The sequence below is a fragment of the Novosphingobium aureum genome (assembly GCF_015865035.1).
Classification (GTDB): Bacteria; Pseudomonadota; Alphaproteobacteria; order Sphingomonadales; family Sphingomonadaceae; genus Novosphingobium; species Novosphingobium aureum.
Map to the genome: position 1 here is coordinate 78717 of NZ_JADZGI010000002.1, position 17319 is coordinate 96035.

11 protein-coding genes are annotated in these 17319 nt (G+C 66.2%); 5 read left to right on the top strand and 6 right to left on the bottom strand.

What is annotated here, in order from left to right:
• Nucleotides 1-591 precede the first annotated feature (591 nt).
• Together I5E68_RS13575 and I5E68_RS13580 are read left to right on the top strand one after the other, a co-directional pair.
• Nucleotides 592-2292, top strand: coding sequence for a type I secretion system permease/ATPase (locus tag I5E68_RS13575; protein WP_370463762.1), 1701 nt, complete (start codon nt 592-594; stop codon nt 2290-2292).
• Nucleotides 2292-3635, top strand: a complete 1344-nt coding sequence (locus I5E68_RS13580; protein WP_197164969.1) for an HlyD family type I secretion periplasmic adaptor subunit — start codon at nt 2292-2294, stop codon at nt 3633-3635. Before I5E68_RS13575 ends, I5E68_RS13580 begins: the two co-directional genes overlap by 1 nt.
• A gap of 189 nt (nt 3636-3824) precedes the next feature.
• Here I5E68_RS13580 and glgX read toward each other — a convergent pair whose 3' ends face one another.
• The 5 genes from glgX to I5E68_RS13605 form a co-directional block, all read right to left on the bottom strand.
• Nucleotides 3825-5717, bottom strand: coding sequence for a glycogen debranching protein GlgX (gene glgX / locus I5E68_RS13585; protein ID WP_197164971.1), 1893 nt, complete (start codon nt 5715-5717; stop codon nt 3825-3827).
• Complete coding sequence (gene glgA, locus I5E68_RS13590) at nt 5714-7192, bottom strand: glycogen synthase GlgA (protein ID WP_197164973.1); 1479 nt, start codon at nt 7190-7192, stop codon at nt 5714-5716. The genes glgX and glgA overlap by 4 nt, the downstream gene beginning before the upstream one ends.
• Nucleotides 7189-8451, bottom strand: a complete 1263-nt coding sequence (gene glgC / locus I5E68_RS13595) for a glucose-1-phosphate adenylyltransferase (RefSeq protein ID WP_197164975.1) — start codon at nt 8449-8451, stop codon at nt 7189-7191. The genes glgA and glgC overlap by 4 nt, the downstream gene beginning before the upstream one ends.
• A gap of 118 nt (nt 8452-8569) precedes the next feature.
• A complete protein-coding gene (glgB, locus tag I5E68_RS13600; RefSeq protein ID WP_197164977.1) occupies nt 8570-10744 on the bottom strand; it encodes a 1,4-alpha-glucan branching protein GlgB in 2175 nt (724 codons plus the stop codon).
• Entirely contained in the window at nt 10741-13215 is a 2475-nt protein-coding gene (locus tag I5E68_RS13605) for a glycogen/starch/alpha-glucan phosphorylase (RefSeq protein WP_197164979.1), read from the bottom strand. The genes glgB and I5E68_RS13605 overlap by 4 nt, the downstream gene beginning before the upstream one ends.
• A 14-nt stretch (nt 13216-13229) precedes the next feature.
• Here I5E68_RS13605 and I5E68_RS13610 point away from each other — a divergent pair, with 14 nt between their 5' ends.
• From I5E68_RS13610 to I5E68_RS13620, 3 genes are read left to right on the top strand one after another with little or no spacing between them, the layout of a single operon-like run.
• The gene (locus I5E68_RS13610; RefSeq protein ID WP_197164981.1) at nt 13230-13442 is read left to right on the top strand and encodes a hypothetical protein; all 213 of its coding nucleotides are present in this window, start codon (nt 13230-13232) and stop codon (nt 13440-13442) included.
• Between the two features lie 10 nt (nt 13443-13452).
• Entirely contained in the window at nt 13453-14724 is a 1272-nt protein-coding gene (locus I5E68_RS13615; RefSeq protein ID WP_197164983.1) for a cation:proton antiporter, read from the top strand.
• A 6-nt stretch (nt 14725-14730) separates the two neighbouring features.
• A complete protein-coding gene (locus I5E68_RS13620; RefSeq protein WP_228727195.1) occupies nt 14731-16491 on the top strand; it encodes a DUF389 domain-containing protein in 1761 nt (586 codons plus the stop codon).
• Between the two features lie 57 nt (nt 16492-16548).
• On the opposite strand, the gene I5E68_RS13625 is transcribed toward I5E68_RS13620, so the two are convergent.
• Nucleotides 16549-17304: a GntR family transcriptional regulator gene (locus tag I5E68_RS13625; protein ID WP_197164985.1), complete on the bottom strand. Its 756-nt coding sequence runs from the start codon at nt 17302-17304 to the stop codon at nt 16549-16551.
• Between the last annotated feature and the right edge of the window lie 15 nt (nt 17305-17319).

Consider the following 17319-nt stretch of genomic DNA (forward strand, 5'->3'; position numbering starts at 1 on the left):
CCGCACTCGCTTAACCGGGACCATCGAGAGCTGGTTAACTCTCAAAATCATGGTTAAATCTAAATGAATTAATACAAGATCGATATCTTCATTTCACGCCATACAACAACACCTTCAGATCCACTGAAACACAGATGGCTTTTGAGATTGAAACAGAGCCTAAAATTGATGCGCATGATTAATCACAATTGCACTCAACAGTTACGATCATTGCTTCTATTGCAGAAATAGAGCCAAAAAATCTGCACCTAGGTAGACTCGGGTATTCCACCTTGGTGCGGTTAATTTCACCGTTAACCAGGCTCGTCGTACGACCTTGCGCAAGGTGCCCCGTGGCCGATCGGCCAGGCATTTCGGGGGCTACGTTGAAGTACGGGGTTGTCGCCGGTCGGGTCACTCGGCCAGGTCGCGCGCATGCCTCGTCCGGCAGGGGATTCGTGAGCGATGGAGGGATTCGCGGCAAGGCTCGCGATGCCGGCAGGCAAGCTCGCACGGCGATTCGCAGGCTGGTGCGTGCGAGCCGGGTCCGGGGCGACGCCTGACAGCGGGCCCCATCGACACACGACCCAAGGCCTCTCACCGCCGACCGCGTTGCAGCGTGCGATCCGCCATTGCGGTCAGCACCTCAAGGCAGCCGCAATGTTCAGCGCCCTCACCAACCTTCTGTTCATCGCCCCCACTCTCTACATGCTGCAAGTCTACGAGCGGGTCGTGCCCACCGGTTCGCTCGCCACGCTGGCCGGGCTGAGTGCAGTCCTGCTCTTCGCGCTGGCGAGCCTGGCCCTGCTTGACCGCCTGCGCGCGCGCCTGCTGCAACGCGCAGGGCTCGCACTCGACGAGGCGGTCGCGCGCGCCGTGCTCGAAACTTCGCTTACGCACCCGGTCGAAGCCGAGGCGCGCCAGGCGATGCGCAATCTCGACAATGCACGCAACGCACTTGCGGGCGCGCCGATGGTCGCCCTGTTCGATGCACCGTGGATGCCGATCTACATTGTCGTGTGCACCGCGCTGCACCCGCTGATCGGCGTGCTCGCGCTTGTCGCCGCCGCCGTGCTCGCCGCGATCGCCTTGCTCAACGAGCGCACTGCAGCGCCTGCCATCGCCCGCGCGCGCGCTGCTGCCGCGCAGTCGGCCCTCTCGCACGAGGCGCTCATCGGCAGTTCCGAGGCGATCCGCGCACTGGGCATGGGCGAAAGGCTGGTCGAACAGGCGCGCACCGAGCGCCTGCACGTGCTCGATGGACAGTTTCGCTGCGGCCTGCGCGGGCTCGACCATTCCAGTGCGACCAAGTTCGCGCGTATGGCCTTCCAGTCGCTCGCCCTAGGGCTTGGGGCCCTACTCGCGATCGACAAGGCGATTTCGCCGGGGGCGATCTTTGCCGCCTCTTTCCTCATCGCACGCGCGCTCTCCCCGGTGGAGCAACTGGTGTCGCACTGGAAACCGCTGGCCGAGGGATGGCAGGCGTGGAGCGAGGTCCATCGCCTGCTCGACGCGCGCGCGCGGGCTCGGCCGAAGACCGGCCTCCCTCGCCCCCAAGGGCATCTTGCGCTGCAAGGAGCGATCGTCATGCCCCCGGGCGCGACGCAGGCCGCACTCAAGTCACTCTCCCTCTCGCTGAGTGCAGGTCGGATCACCGCCGTCATCGGGCCGAGCGGTTCGGGCAAGTCGACCCTGCTGCGTGTCCTGACTGGCGCGTTGCCGCTCGAACGCGGCGTAGCGCGTCTCGACGGTGCGGACCTCGCAGACTGGGACAGCGATGATCTGGCGCGCCACATCGGCTACGTCCCGCAGTCGCCAAGCCTGCTTGCAGGTACCGTGGCCCAGAACATCGCCCGCTTCACCCAGCCCCCGCAAGGCCCCGGTGGCAAGAGCGATCACGACGCGATGATCGTCGCCGCAGCGCGGGCCTGCGGTGCGCACGAGATGATCCTCGCGCTCGACAACGGCTACGAGCATCGGCTTGGGTCCGGTGGCAGCGGGCTATCGGCGGGACAGGCACAGAAGGTCGCGCTGGCCCGCGCGCTCTTCGGCGATCCGGCCTTACTGCTGCTCGACGAACCCAATGCCCACCTAGACAGCGAAGGCGACGCCCGGCTTGGCGAGACGCTCGCGCGCCTTCGCGAAGCGGGACGCACCATCGTCATCGTCTCGCACAAGACCACGATCTTCCCGCTGGTCGACCGTCTGGTGGCGCTTCGCGAAGGCCAGCTGGTCGCCAGTGGTCCGCGCGACGAGGTGCTGGCCCACTTGCGCCGCGACGCACCTCCCACATCCGGCGTCGAGACGGCCTGATGAACCTGCCCGCAGCGTCCCCCCCCGCGCAGGCACGCGCATCGGACCCACGGCGCGACATGCGCAGCGGCCTCGCCATCGCCGCACTGTTCTTCATCGGCTTTCTCGGCTGGGCTGCGCTGTTCCCGCTCGATGCCGCGAGCCACGCCAGCGGCACGCTCGAACCAGCCGAGCGCAACCGCGTGATCGAGCACCGCGAGGGCGGAACATTGACGCGTCTCCTCGTTGCCGAGGGCGACCGGGTCGAGAAAGGCCAGCCGCTTCTGGTCCTGTCCGATCCCGGCGAAAGCAGCGCCGCCGAAGCCCTCGTGGTCCAGCACCTGCAACAGCTAGCCCGCAAGGCCCGGCTCGAGGCGGAATTGTCCGGGGCGCACGAGATCCCCATACCCGCATCGGGGCAAACCATGCCCGCGCACGAGCGCTCCCGGCTTGCCGAGATGATCGCTGCCGAAGCCCGCGCTCTCGAAGCTCGGCAGTTTACCCTTGCGCGGCAGAACGCCACGCACCTTGGCCGGGCCCGGCAGGCCCGCGCAGACGAACAAGCCGCAACCAGCCGGCGCCTCTCGGCCATCGAGCAGGTCAGGCTGATCGACGAGCAGATCGAAGCCCTGCAACCGCTCGCGGTAAAGGGCTACGTCTCGCGCAGTCGGATGCGCGAGCTGGAGCGCGCACGCGCAGCACTCCAAGGCGAAATCGGCCAGTTCGCCGCGAACGAAGCGCGCGCGCGCAGCGAGGCGCTCGCCGCCGCACTCGAAGCGGCGCAGGCAGCCAGTGCCTTCCGCGAACGCGCCAGCGAGGAATTGCGCGAGGCCGAAGGGCGCCTTGAAGAGCTCGCCCCGCGTCTGTCCGGGGCACGCGCCATGCTGGCGCTGCGCACGCTTACCGCCCCAAGCACCGGTATCGTGCTCGACCTCGCACCGGCTGCCCCCGGCGAAGTCATTGCCCCGGGCGAGCCGATCATGCGTATTGTCGCGCAGGACACCGGCTGGCTCTGCCGACTGCACATTTCCGCTCTCGATGCCGACGATCTTGAGCCGGGAATGGCCGCAAGCCTGCGCTTTCCCGGCATCGCAGGACGCGCCACGCCTGAGCTCTCGGGCACGTTGCGCGTCATCTCGGCCGACGCGCTCACCGACCCGCGCAGCACGACCCCTTATTTCGCGGGCGAGGTCACGATAAGCGCCAGGCAGGCCGCGCGCTTTCGCGCCGAGGGTGGCGACCTGTCACGGTTGCACGCAGGTATTCCGGTCGAGGCACGCTTCGTACTGCGACGACGCAGCGCGCTGGATTATGCCTTCGAACCTCTCTTTGCAGGCTTTCGGCACGCCTTCAGCGAAGACTGAGGCCCAGGCCCTTACCAAAGGCCCACAAACCAGCCGATCGCCGCCCAGCACGCCAGACTGACTAGCAGGCCCAGCAGCCAGCCCCACCAGCGTATCGGGCGCGCGACGAGCGGCTCGAACTCGAGCTCCTTTCCGGAAGTATCGGTGCCGGCCACCGGCGCTGTTTCTGGTGCATCTTCTCGCGACATCTTACTCGCCCGGCTTGCAGCCACTCACGCCCGGAGTCTCGCCCTTGGCGCGAGCATCATGCCCCAGCGTGCCTTGCCGGTCCATCGGGACAAGCCCCCCGCCGCCGGTAATCGTCACCTGGCGCGCACCGCGATCGATCGCATATTCGAGCCCCGGGCCAAGACGGCAGGCGAGGAAGTCCCGCCCAACATCCTCCCAGTCGGCCACGGTCATGGCCACGCCGCCACGCGTCAGCCATTCGACGTCTGCAGGCAGATGCGCGAACCGGTCCAGATGGGCCGCACGAGCAGCCGAAAGCGCGCAGGCATGCGCTTCCAATGCCCGGTCGCGCGCCTCCCAGTCGACCCATGTCAGAGGACCGTCCTGGCAGTAGGCATTGTTGTTGCCTTGCTGGCTACGCGCGAACTCATCGCCCGCCGTAAGCATGACAGTTCCGGTCGAGGCGAACAGCGTGCCGAGCAGCGCCTCGAGGTCGGCGCGCCGCGCAGCATTGATTGCGGGCTCCTCGCTCGGCCCTTCGACGCCGTTGTTCCAGCTATGATTGTCGCCGTGACCGTCGCGGTTGTCCTCGCCGTTGGCCTGATTGTGGCGTTCGCGATAGGCGACCGTATCGGCAAGCGTGAAACCATCGTGCGCGGCGAGGAAGTTGACCGACCTGCACGGGGCCTCGCCATCATTCTCGCCGAAGATATCGGACGAGCCCGCCATGCGCGTCGCCAGTACGGCAATGCCTTCCTCGCCCTTCCAGAAGCGGCGCACGTCGTCGCGAAAGCGGTCGTTCCACTCGAGCCAGTTGTCGGGAAAGCGGCCAAGCTGGTAGCCGCCCGGGCCAATATCCCAGGGCTCGGCGATAAGCACGCGGTCGCCAAGCAGCGGGTCTGCGGCGATCTGCGCGAAGATCGGGGCTGCGGCATCGAACCCCGGCCCTCGCGCCAGCACCGGGGCGAGGTCGAAGCGGAAACCGTCGATCCCGCAAGCACCCACGAAATGCCGCATGGTGTCGAGCGCGAGGCGGCGCACCGCCGGATTGGCAAAGTCGAGCGTGTTGCCGCAGCCGGTATCGTTGATCAGGCTGCCATCGGGCGCGTGGGCATAGGCGGCGTTGTCGAGCCCGCGCAGCGAGAGCACCCCGCCATGCACGTCGCTCTCGCCCGAATGGTTGAAGACGAGATCGAGCAGCACGCCGATCCCGGCCTCGTGCAGCGCTGCGACGGTCTCGCGCAGTTCCTCGACCCCGCCCGGGCACAGCCCCGGATCGAGCGCCATCATCGCCACGGGATTGTAGCCCCAGGCGTTGACGAGGCCGAGCGGCGGCAGGTGGCGCTCGTCGATCCAGGCGACAACGGGCATGAGTTCCACCGCACTGACGTGGAGGCGCTGCAGATGCGCGACGATCACCGGATGCGCGAGTGCGGCGACCGTCCCGCGCAAGGGCTCGGGCACCTCGGGGTGCAGCATCGTGAAGGCACGCACGTTGATCTCGTAGACCAGCCCGCCGCGCCGGAAGCGTGGTGCCTCCTTTTCAGGATTTCGTGCGGGCGCCGGGACGACGGCACGCGGAACGATCTCCCCGGTATCGGTCCCGTATTCGGCCAGTGCTGGAAATTGCACGAAGCGCCGGTCCAGTTCGCGCGCATAGGGATCGACGAGCAGCTTGGAAGGATCGAACCAGTCGCCCTGCTCTGGCGCCCATGCCCCCTCTGCCCGGTACCCATAGCGCGCACCGGCAAGATTGCCGGGCATGGCGATGGCCCAGACTTCGCCTTCGCGCGCCATCGTATGGCGTTCCTCACCAGCCTCGCCGAAAAGGCAGAGCCAGACCTGCGCGGCGCGAGGGGCACGAACGGCGAAGCGAGTCGCTCCGTCCGAGACCCATGCGCCGAGCTGCGTCATGCGATCAGCGAGCGGTACAGGTCGGCATAGGCGCGCCCGCTTGCCCGCCACGAGAAGTCGCAGGCCATGCCATTGCGCTGGATGCGCTTCCAAGTGGGGGCATCGCGGTAGAGCGCGATTGCCCGGCCGAGCACTTCAACGAGGCAGCCTGCATCGACCTTGTCGATCTGCAGCCCGGTGGCGACACCAGCCGCAAGCGCCGCCGGATTTGCGTCGATCACGGTATCGGCAAGCCCCCCGGTACGCGCCACGACCGGCACGCAGCCATAGGCAAGCGCATAAAGCTGGGTCAGCCCGCAGGGCTCGAAGCGCGAGGGCACGAGGATCGCATCGCCGCCCGCCTGCATGAGATGCGAGAGCGCCTCGTCATATCCGATACGCACGCCGATCCGGCCCGGGTGGCGCGCGGCAGCATCGCGAAGCCGCATCTCGAGCAGCGCATCGCCATTGCCGAGAACCGCAAGGCGTCCACCCATCTCGACCAGCCGGTCGAGCACGTCGGGCAGGACGTCCATGCCCTTCTGCCAGGTCAGGCGGCTGACGACGATGAACAGCGGCCCCTCGTCCTTGTCGAGCCCGAAGGCCTTCTCCAGCGCCCGCTTGTTGGCGCTGCGCCGGGCCAGCGTGCGCACCGAATAGGTCGCGGCAATGGTCTCGTCGATCTCGGGGTTCCAGATCGCGCTATCGATGCCGTTGAGAATACCGCTCACGACATCGCCGCGGCCTTCGATCAGGCCTTCCAGCCCCATGCCGAAGCGTGGATCGCGGATCTCGCGCGCATACGTCGGGCTGACGGTGGTGATCGCATCGGCGCAGTAGAGCCCGGCCTTGAGCATGCCGAAGCCGCCGTAGTATTCGACCCCGTGCATGCTCCAGGCGGTGCGCGGCAAGCCAAGCTGCGGGAAGACCTCGGGACCGAACTGTCCCTGGAAGGCCATGTTGTGGATGGTCAGCACGCTGGGCAGCGGGGGCCCGTCGCCATAGGGCGCAAGCGCGATGTAGGCGCAGGCCATCGCCGCCTGCCAGTCGTGGGCATGAACGAGGTCGAAGCTAAGCGCAGTTGCGGCGCCCTTGCCTTTCGCGGGCAGCACCACCGCCCCGCCCGCAACGTCCGCCGCTGCACGGCCAAGCGCACAGAACCGGCGCCAGTTGTCAGGCCAGTCCTGCCCGGTCATGTCGCAATAGGGCGTGCCGTCGCGCTGGTAGAGACCCGGGGCATCGAGCACCAGCAAGGGATGCTCGCCGAGCTTGCCCATGAGCAGCCTGGCGGGCACGCCGAGCAGCGAGGGCCACGAATGCACCTCCTTCGCCCGTCGCACCGCACGCAGGACAGAAGGAAAGCCCGGAAGCAGGGTCGTGATCGCGACACCCTCGCCCGCAACCGCGCCGGGCAAGGCACCGACGACATCGGCCAGCCCGCCGGTCTTGACCAGCGGGACGGCTTCGGAGGCGACCGAGAGGACGCGCATGGTCACACGCCCAGCCGGTCGATCATCGACTTGGTGATCAGGCATACGCCCTTGTCGGTACGCCGGAAGCGGCTCGCGTCAAGCTCGGGATCCTCGCCGACGACGAGGCCTTCGGGAATGCGCACGCCCGAATCGATCACCACCCGGCTCAGCCGCGCGCCGCGACCGATGTTGCAATAGGGCAGGATCACCGCCTCATCGACGCTCGACCAGCTGCCCATCTTCACGCCGGTGAAGAGCAGTGAGCGACGCGCGATCGAGCCCGAGACGATGCAGTCCTGGCTGATCAGCGAGGAAATCGCCTCGCCGCGGCGCCCGTCCTCGTCGTGGACGAACTTGGCGGGCGCCGCGACCACGGTGTCGGTCCAGATCGGCCAGTCGCGATCGTAGAGGTTGAGCTTGGGCACGGTGTCGGTGAGGTCGATGTTGGCCTCGAAGTAGGCATCGACGGTGCCCACATCGCGCCAGTATTCCTCGATCTCCTCGGCGGCGCGGATGCACGAGTTCGTGAAGCGGTGCGCCTGCGCCTTGCCGTGCTTGACGATATAGGGGATCACATCGCCGCCGAAATCGCGCTTGCTGTCGGGATCGGCGGCATCGCGGCGAAGCTGCTCAAACAGGAACTCCGTGTCGAACACGTAGATGCCCATGGAGGCGAGCGCGTGGTCGGGATCGCCGGGAATGCCCGGAGGATCGGCGGGCTTCTCGAGGAACGAGGTGATCACGTCCTGCTCGTCGACGTGCATCACGCCGAACGCGGTCGCATCCTCGCGCGGAACCACGAGGCAGCCCACGGTGACGTCCGCGCCCGAGTTGACGTGCTGCTGCAGCATCAGCTCGTAGTCCATCTTGTAGATGTGGTCCCCTGCGAGGATCACCATGTACTTGGGCGCATGGGCGGCGATGATGTCGATATTCTGGTAGACCGCATCGGCAGTGCCCTCGTACCACAGCAGCTCGGAGATGCGCTGGCTCGCGGGGAGGATATCGAAGCTCTCGTTGCGCTCGGGACGCATGAAGTTCCAGGCCCGGTTCATGTGCCGGATCAGGCTATGCGCCTTGTACTGCGTGGCGACGCCGATGCGGCGGATGCCCGAGTTGATAGCGTTGGACAGAGCGAAATCGATGATCCGGCTCATGCCACCGAAATAGACCGCCGGCTTGGCGCGGTTGTCGGTCAGTTCCTTGAGCCGGCTGCCCCTGCCCCCGGCGAGGACGTAGGCCATGGCGTCGCGTGCCAGCGGCTGCCCGGTAGACATTCTCATCGTGACCCGTCCTCTTTCCTCTCTCCGGTCCGCCTTGCGGGAGCGCCCTCGCTCCCGTCCCGCGCCGATATTCCCTTGGTGGCGCACACGCGGCCACCTGCAAGCGCGTGCCCGCAGGTCAGCCCGCGAACTCGAGCATGACCGTCGCGAGCGGTGGCAGCGTCACCATCGCCATGCCATCCTTCGCGGTCACCTGCCCGAGATTGCCCTTGCCCGAGCCGCCGTAATAGACCGAATCGCTGTTCATGATCTCGTTCCACTTGCCCTCGCAAGGCAGCGGCAGCTGGTAGCTGGTGCGCATCGTCGGCGTCATGTTCGAGATCACCGCAACGGGCCGCGCATCGGGCGCCTTGCGCAGCCAGGCGAAGACCGAATTGGCGGCATCGTCGACCACCAGCCATTCGAAGCCCTCGCCCTCGCAGTCGCGCGCATGGAGCGCAGGCTTCGCGCGGTAGAGGCGGTTGAGGTCGCGCACGAGATTGCGCACGCCCTCGTGGGCCGGGGCATCGCGCAGTTCCCAGTCGAGCGCACGCTCCTCGCTCCATTCGCGGCGCTGGGCGAACTCCTGCCCCATGAACAGCAGCTTCTTGCCCGGATAGCCCCACATCATCGCGTAGTAGGCCCGCAGGTTCGCGAACTGCTGCCAGTCATCGCCGCTCATTTTCGAGAGCATCGAGCCCTTGCCGTGCACGACCTCGTCGTGGCTGAGCGGCAGGACGTAGTTCTCGGTGAAGGCGTACATCAGCCCGAAGGTGATGTCGTCGTGATGGTGGGCGCGGTGGACGCAGTCGCGCTGCATGTAGCGCAGCGTGTCGTGCATGAAGCCCATGTTCCACTTGAAGCCGAAGCCGAGCGCGGTGGGGCGCTCGCCCTCCGCGGCATCGTGCGCAGGCACGGTTACGCCCGGCCACGCGGTCGATTCCTCGGCCACGGTCATGATCCCGGGATGCGCGGCATAGAGCGCCTTGTTGACGCTGCGCAGGAAGTCGACGGCCTCCCAGTTCTCGCGCCCGCCCGCCTCGTTGGCGATCCACTCGCCCGCCTTGCGCGAATAGTCGCGGTAGAGCATCGAGGCGACCGCATCGACGCGCAGACCATCGACATGGTAGCGCTCGGCCCAGAACAGCGCGTTGTTGACGAGGAAGCTGGCGACTTCCTTGCGCCCGAAATTGTAGATCAGCGTGTTCCAGTCGGGATGGAAGCCCTGGCGCGGGTCCTCGTGCTCGTAGAGCGCAGTCCCGTCGAAGCGCACGAGCCCGTGCTCGTCGGTCGGAAAGTGCGCGGGCACCCAGTCGAGCAGGACGCCAAGCCCCGCGCGGTGCGCACCGTCGACGAAACGGGCAAAGCCGGCCGGCTCGCCGAAGCGCGAAGACGGGGCGAAGAGCCCGGTCGCCTGATAGCCCCACGAGGGATCGTAGGGATATTCGCTGATCGGCATGAACTCGATATGGGTGAAGCCCATGTCGACGACATAAGGGATCAGCTGGTCGGCCATGTCGTCCCAGTTGAGGTACCAGTTCCACCGGTCGCGCTGCCACGAACCTGCATGGACCTCGTAGATCGAGACCGGCACGCGGCGCGCGTCGACACCGGCCCAGTGCTCGCGGTGCGCATCGTCGCCCCAGTCGGGCTTGGCGGGACGCGCGGTGATCGAGGCGGTGCGCGGACGCACCTCGGTCATGAATGCGAAGGGATCGGCCTTGAGCGGCTGTACCTGCCCGTCGGGACCGACGATGTGGAACTTGTAGGCGCGATAGTCACGGATATCGGGGACGAAGATCTCCCAGACCCCGATGTCGGCGCGGCGGCGCATGACGTGGCGCGCCGGGTCCCAGTCGTTGAAGTCGCCGACAACCGAAACGATGCGCGCATTGGGTGCCCAGACCGCGAAGTGCACACCCTTTGCGCCCTGATGCTCGATAACGTGAGCACCCAGCTTGTCGAACAGGCGATAGTGCGAGCCCTGCGCGATCAGCAGGTCGTCGAGCGGCCCGAGGACCGGACCGAAGCTGTAGGCATCGGTGTGAATCCAGTCGTGCCCCTGTGCAGAGCAGCGATAGCGCAGCGGCTGTGGTGCCCCCGGAACGATCCCCTCGAACAGGCAGCGTTCGTCGACCTTGTCGAGGCAGCCGAGCGACTGACCGGCGATGGTGAAGGCCTCCGCGGTCTCGGCTCCGGGCAAGATCGCGCGCACGAAAGTGCCTTCGGGCCCTCCATGCACGCCCAGCATCGAGAACGGATCGGCGTGACTACCCTGAAGCAGTGCATCGATGGCGGCTTGCGCTGGCTTCACAGGACCTTCCAGATATCCTTGGCATATTCGCCAATCGTACGATCCGACGAGAACCAGCCGACATTGGCAATGTTCCTGATAGTACTCTCCCTCCAGAGAGATTTATTTGCCCACTTCGCATCGACTTGGCGCTGGGCGGCGCTGTAGCTTTCGAAGTCGGCGGCGCACATGAACCAGTCGTGGTCGAAGATGCCGCCGACGAGCCCGGCGTAGCGGTTCGGATCGTCCGGCGAGAACACGCCCGAGGCGATCATCGAGAGCGCCTGGCTGAGCTCGCGCGAACCCTCGATCACCTCGCGCGGCACGTAGCCGCCCGCTCGCCGCTGCGCGACTTCCTCGGCGGTGAGGCCGAAGATGACGATGTTCTCGTCCCCGACGTGCTCCTTGATCTCGACGTTGGCGCCGTCGAGCGTGCCAATGGTCAGTGCGCCATTGAGCGCGAACTTCATGTTGCCGGTGCCGGAGGCTTCCATGCCCGCGGTCGAGATCTGCTCGGACAGGTCGGCGGCCGGGATGATCTTCTCGGCGAGGCTGACGTTGTAGTTGGGCACGAAGACGACCTTGAGCAGACCGCCCACGGTCGGATCGTTGTTGACCCGGCGCGCGATGTCGTTGGCCAGTTTGATGACCAGCTTGGCGTTATGGTAGCTCGAGGCAGCCTTGCCCGCGAAGATCTTGACGCGCGGCACCCAGTCGCGCTCGGGATGGCTGCGGATCTGGTCGTAGAGCGCGACCGTTTCGATCAGATTGAGCAGCTGGCGCTTGTACTCGTGGATGCGCTTGATCTGCACATCGAACATTGCATAGGGGTTGAGCCGCAGGCCCATGGTCGCCTTGATATGGCCTACGAGCGCAACCTTGTTGGCGTGCTTGACCTCGGCGATACGCTCGCCCAGCTCAGCGTCGGCGGCCAGCGCGTTGAGGTCCGAAAGACGTGCGGCATCGTCGAGGAAATCCTCGCCGATGGCATCGCGGATGACCTTGGTCAGTCCGGGATTGCACTGCTGCAGCCAGCGGCGCGGGGTGACGCCGTTGGTCTTGTTGTTGATCCGCGCCGGATAGAGACGGTGCAGGTCGGTGAAGACCGTCTCCTTCATCAGCTCGGTATGGAGCGCGGCGACACCGTTCACCGAATGCGCGCCGACGAAGGCGAGATTCGCCATGCGCACCCGGCGCTCGCCAGTCTCGTCGATCAGCGAGATCGCCGCGATCTGGGCATCGTCGCAGCCCGCCTTGCGCGCCTCGCGCAGGATGCGGCTGTTGATCGCGTAGATGATCTGCATGTGGCGGGGCAGCAGCCGCTCGAACAGCGGCAGCGGCCAGGTCTCGAGCGCTTCGGGCAGCAGGGTGTGATTGGTATAGGACACCGTGCGCTTGCAGATGTCCCAAGCATCCTCGAACTCGAGCTGGTGGATGTCGACGAGCAGGCGCATCAGCTCGGCCACCGCGACCGAGGGGTGCGTATCGTTGAGCTGGATCGCGGCCTTCTCGGGCAGCGTATGGATATCGCCCTCGTACTGCATGTGCCGGCGCACGATGTCCTGCACCGATGCGGCGGTGAAGAAGTACTCCTGACGCAGGCGCAGTTCCTGTCCGGCGGCATTGGAATCGGCCGGATAGAGCACGCGTACCAGCGAATCCGCGCGCACCTGCTCGGAAAGAGCGCCGAAGTGGTCGCCTGCGTTGAAAGCGTCGAGCTTGAGCGGGTCGAGCGCGCTCGCGGTCCACAGCCTGAGCGTGTTGACCCGCTTGCCGCGCCAGCCGACCACCGGCGTGTCGACAGCGGTCGCCTCGACCTGCTCGGCCGGATGCCACACGGCGACCTCGTTCTCGACGTCGACCTCGCCGCCGAAGCCGATACGATAGGTGCTCTCGAGCCGCTCGAATTCCCACGGGTTGCCATGGGCGAGCCAGGTCTCGGGCAGTTCGACCTGCCAGCCATCGTCGATGCGCTGGCGGAACATGCCGTTCACGTAGCGGATGCCGTAGCCGTAGGCCGGGATGTCGAGCGTCGCGAGGCTCTCCATGAAGCAGGCGGCGAGACGCCCCAGGCCACCGTTGCCAAGCGCCGCGTCAGGCTCGTATTCCTCGATCTCGGCAAGATCGAGGCCATGGGCTGCTAGCGCCTTTTCCATCTCGCGGGTCATACCCATGTTCGAGAGCGCGTCGCGCAGCAGGCGCCCGATCAGGAACTCCATCGAGAGGTAGTAGACCCGCTTGCCTCCGCTCTCGTACGTGCGGCGGGTCGAGGAAATCCACGCATCGATGATCTGGTCGCGCAGCGCGTAGATCGAGGCGTTGTACCAGTCGTGCGGCTTGGCCGCGCGCTCGTCCTTGCCGACGCGATGGCGCAGAACGCGAACGATGTGCTTGTCGAACTCGGAGGGACTGCTCGGCACGGACGCTCTCCTATGCAGGCCGCCCGGCGTTTTCGGGACCGCATGAGCGGCAACGGCACTGAATTTCAGCATGGACGCAAGTTGCCTTGCCCCCGCTCTCCCGCAACTTCCTGAATACATGGCTAGCACAGGCGTGCATTGCAGCAAGCGAGATTGTGCGCCGCCGCAAAATAAACCGCAACAGCCTCTTGGTCGGCACCCTCGACCGCGGCGAAAAGGTCTCGGCGACGGCGCCTCAGGAGCGCTATATAGGCGAAATGGCACCGGATTTTCTGGTCAGCCGCCTCGTCGCGGGCTAGGCTTGGCGCCATGCATGAACTCACCGCGTTCGACGCCGCCTCGATCCTCATCGTGCTTGCCGCCGGCCTTGGCTACCTCAACTATCGTATCCTCAAGCTGCCGGTGACGATCGGCCTGACGGTCATGGGCACCCTCGCCTCGCTGCTCATCGTGATCTACGACCACCTGGTGCCCTCCAGCAACCTCGCGGACACAATGGGCAACTTCCTCGCGGACATCGATTTTTCGAGGACCTTGATGGAAGGCATGCTCTCGTTCCTGCTCTTCGCGGGCGCGATGCACGTGAGCTGGGCGCACATGCGCCGCGGCGCTCTGCCGATCATGGTCTTCTCGACCGTCGGCGTGCTGCTCTCGACCGCAATCGTCGGCTTTGCCTTTCACGCCGCCTCGCTGGCGTTCTCGGTCCCGGTCCCGCTCGCCTGGTGCATGGTGCTGGGCGCACTGATCAGCCCCACCGACCCGGTCTCGGTCATGGCGGTAATGAAGCGCGCTGCAATGCCCGAGACCCTGCAGGCCACAGTCGCCGGCGAAAGCCTCTTCAACGACGGCATCGGCGTGGTCGTCTTCACGATCCTGATCGCCATCGCCACCGGTACCGAGACCTTTACCTGGTCCTATGCGCTGGGCCACTTCGCGCAGGAAGCGCTGGGCGGTGCGGTCCTGGGTCTCGTCATCGGCTGGATCGGGTTCACGGCGATGAAGTCGATCGACGAATACAACATCGAGGTCATGATCAGCCTCGCGGTGGTGATGGGCGGATATTCGATCGCCATGGCGCTGCATGTCAGCGGCCCGGTGGCCATGGCCATCGCCGGTCTCATCATCGGCAATGCCGGCATGGCCCACGCGATGAGCGACGTAACCCGCGACTACGTAGTCAAGTTCTGGGCTCTCGTCGACGAGATCCTCAATGCCGTGCTGTTCCTGCTGATCGGCCTCGAGGTTATCGCGCTCGACCTCGAGCCGGCCTACCTCCTGCTCGCCATCTCGACCATCGCCATCGTCCTTGCCGCCCGCGTGATCTCGGTCGGGGTGCCGCTCGTGGCAATGAAGAAGGCCATCGACATGGGGCCGCTGGCCTTCCCGACGCTCGTCTGGGGTGGCCTTCGCGGCGGCATCTCGATCGCGCTCGCGCTGGCCCTGCCCGCATCGGTGATCCGCTCGGAGCTGCTGGCGGTGACATACGTTGTGGTCATCTTCGCCGTCATCGTGCAGGGCGGTTCGATCAGCCGCCTGATCGACTATATCAAGACGCGCAGTGCAACCGCCCCGGCAGAGTGACCGCACATGACCAAGCCCCCCGAAACACCGCCCGCCAGCGCAGGGCCGGACCCGGCCATGCCCGAGACCCGGTTGCCCGGCGATAGCCCCGCGCCTGAAACCGCCACCACTACCGAGGGCGATGCGCGCGACCGTTTCCACCAGCTGTGGCGCCGCCGCCCGTGGTGGGTGCGCCGGGCAGAAGCCTTCGTGCATCTCATGCGGGTGCGTTTCGCGCACCTCGTGCTGCTGCCCGAACTGACCCCCGACCAGGCCTATGACCTGCGCCAGACGGTCCGCCAGGAAGGCCAGCTCACGCGTGGCTACATGCTGATGTGTGCGCTCGCGGCGGGCATCGCCATCCTCGGCCTGCTCCAGTCCTCGACCGCAGTCGTCATCGGAGCCATGCTCGTCTCGCCGTTGATGAGCCCGATTGCCTCGCTCGGTTTCGGTTTCGCCTCGCTCGACGGACACCGTATCCGCGACGCAGTCCGGGTCGTCGCTATCGGCGCAGCCATCGGCATCGCCACGGGTATCCTGCTGACCTGGCTCTCGCCGATCCGCAACGCCACGCCCGAGATTCTCGCCCGCACCGAACCGACCCTGCTCGACCTCGCGGTCGCGCTGTTTTCGGGTGTCGCGGGTGGCTACGCCACGGTCATCGGCAAGGGCGGCACCGCAATCGGCGTCGCGATCGCCACCGCGCTGATGCCGCCGCTCACCGTGATAGGATATGGCATCGGCGTGTTCCAGCCGATGTTCGCCTTTGGCGCCTTCCTGCTGTTTCTCACCAACCTTGCCGCGATCACTTTCGCCTTCGCGGTCATCGCCCGCCTCTCGGGCGCGGCGCGGCCCTTCGGCAAGGTCGAGTGGACCCCGCGCTACGTCGCGGTGCTTATCGCGGCCTTCCTTGCCCTCGCCACCCCGCTGACGATGACGCTGATGAAGCTGACCAGCGAGGCACGCATTCGCTCTGCGGCACAGACCGCGATCGAACATGCCTGCGGCGACCAGAACGTGACCATCGCCCAGCTCGACGTGCGATCGCGCATGTTCGGTGCCCCCTCGGTACGCGCACTGGTAATCTCGCCCAGCTACACCGGTAACGCCGAGAGCCGCACCGAAGCGCTGCTACGCGATACGCTCGGCCAGGACGTGGAGGTCAGCCTCCAGCAGGTCCTCGCAGCCGACGTCCAGTCGCAGACCCGCGCCATGGTCGATGCCGCGATGGAGCGCACAACTGCAGGCATCGCGGCGGACGTCCCCCCCTACAAGTCGATCCGCCAGAAAGTGGGCCTGCCCACCCGCTCCTTGTGGAGCGACCGCGCACAGCGCATGGTCTACGTCGAACCGGTCCCGGCGCCCGAATGGACGCTGGCCGACTACCGTGCCACCGAACAGGCCGCCAACCAGGGCGTGACCGGATGGACGGTGCGCCTCGTCCCGCCACCACAGGCGAGCCTCACCGTGCGGCTGAGCGAGACTGCCGAAGACCAGCCCGTCGCAGACGGCGACGCGACAGACGCAATCCCTGCCGATCTGGCGGTCTGGGCGCTGCAGCGCTGGGGCATGGGCGAGGTAACCCTATCGGGCGCCAGCCATGACCGGCTCGCCGGACTGGCCAAGATGCTTTCGGATGGTGGCATCGCCGCCCAGATCGTCCCCCTGGTGATCCCCCCGGGCGAAGAAGACGAGCTTGCTCCAGCACGCACCGCGACGATCTCAGTATACGCAGCCAGCCCTTCGCAGGTGTCCAGACAGCAGGCTGCAGCCAGAGACGATCAATAGCGCGACTGTTGACCGCGCGCAGATCTCTCGCGGAGCCTGACCCTGGAGGCAGGACCGTTAGGCGACGAATGCCTCGCAGGCGAGAAGGACACGGTGGCGGATGCGACGGATGTGCAGCACGAGTGCCGCCTGAGCGCCCTCGATGTCGCGCCGCGCGACGGCCTCGTAGTGGAGCCGGTATTCGAGGCCATGGGCCAGCTTGTCCGACTGTTCGTCACCTGTCGGCTGGAGCACTGCCAGCCGGTCGGACCTGCCCGCTTCGCTGGCGAGAAAGCGCCTGAGCGAGGCGAGGCGATAGCTATGCGTAGTATCCCAGACCCGCGCCACGATCTGCGCGAGAAACGGCGAGCTGTGCCGACGATAGCTGGCATCGTGGTAGGCCCGGTAGCGCAGCATGCTCTCGCCGAGTTCCTGCGCAGCCTCGGCATGCAGCAAGGTCTCGTGGAGATACTCGATGTCAGCTTGCTCGAAATTGCTCAACGAATCCGCCAGCAGCAGCGGCTCAATCCGCTCGCGCACGTCAAATGAGGCTTCGAGATCGCGCCGGGTCAGGCTGATCACCCGCGCGCCGGCATTGGTACGGATGCTCACCAGCCCGCGCGATTCCAGCATGCGCAGGGCATCGCGCACCGGGATGCGGCTGGTACTCAGCTCATCGGCAAGTTCGTCCTGCTTGATCCGCGCGCCGGGCTCAAGCGTTCCATCGAGAATGCGAGCAGCCAGGATATCCGCCACGCGCTCCGATGCCACGCCTGCTCCCTGCGGTGCAGATTGGCGCGACAGCGGCTCGTTCGGATAGGGCTCGATGTTCATGGCAGTTCTGCTCGC

Bases quoted from the DNA above. Each gene is read 5' to 3' on its own strand.
- I5E68_RS13620 (WP_228727195.1), top strand. From the start codon at position 14,731: ATGACCAAGCCCCCCGAAACACCGCCCGCCAGCGCAGGGCCGGACCCG.
- I5E68_RS13615 (WP_197164983.1), top strand. From the start codon at position 13,453: ATGCATGAACTCACCGCGTTCGACGCCGCCTCGATCCTCATCGTGCTT.
- glgC (WP_197164975.1), bottom strand. From the start codon at position 8,451: ATGAGAATGTCTACCGGGCAGCCGCTGGCACGCGACGCCATGGCCTAC.
- I5E68_RS13625 (WP_197164985.1), bottom strand. From the start codon at position 17,304: ATGAACATCGAGCCCTATCCGAACGAGCCGCTGTCGCGCCAATCTGCA.
- I5E68_RS13605 (WP_197164979.1), bottom strand. From the start codon at position 13,215: ATGCTGAAATTCAGTGCCGTTGCCGCTCATGCGGTCCCGAAAACGCCG.
- glgX (WP_197164971.1), bottom strand. From the start codon at position 5,717: ATGACGCAGCTCGGCGCATGGGTCTCGGACGGAGCGACTCGCTTCGCC.
- I5E68_RS13580 (WP_197164969.1), top strand. From the start codon at position 2,292: ATGAACCTGCCCGCAGCGTCCCCCCCCGCGCAGGCACGCGCATCGGAC.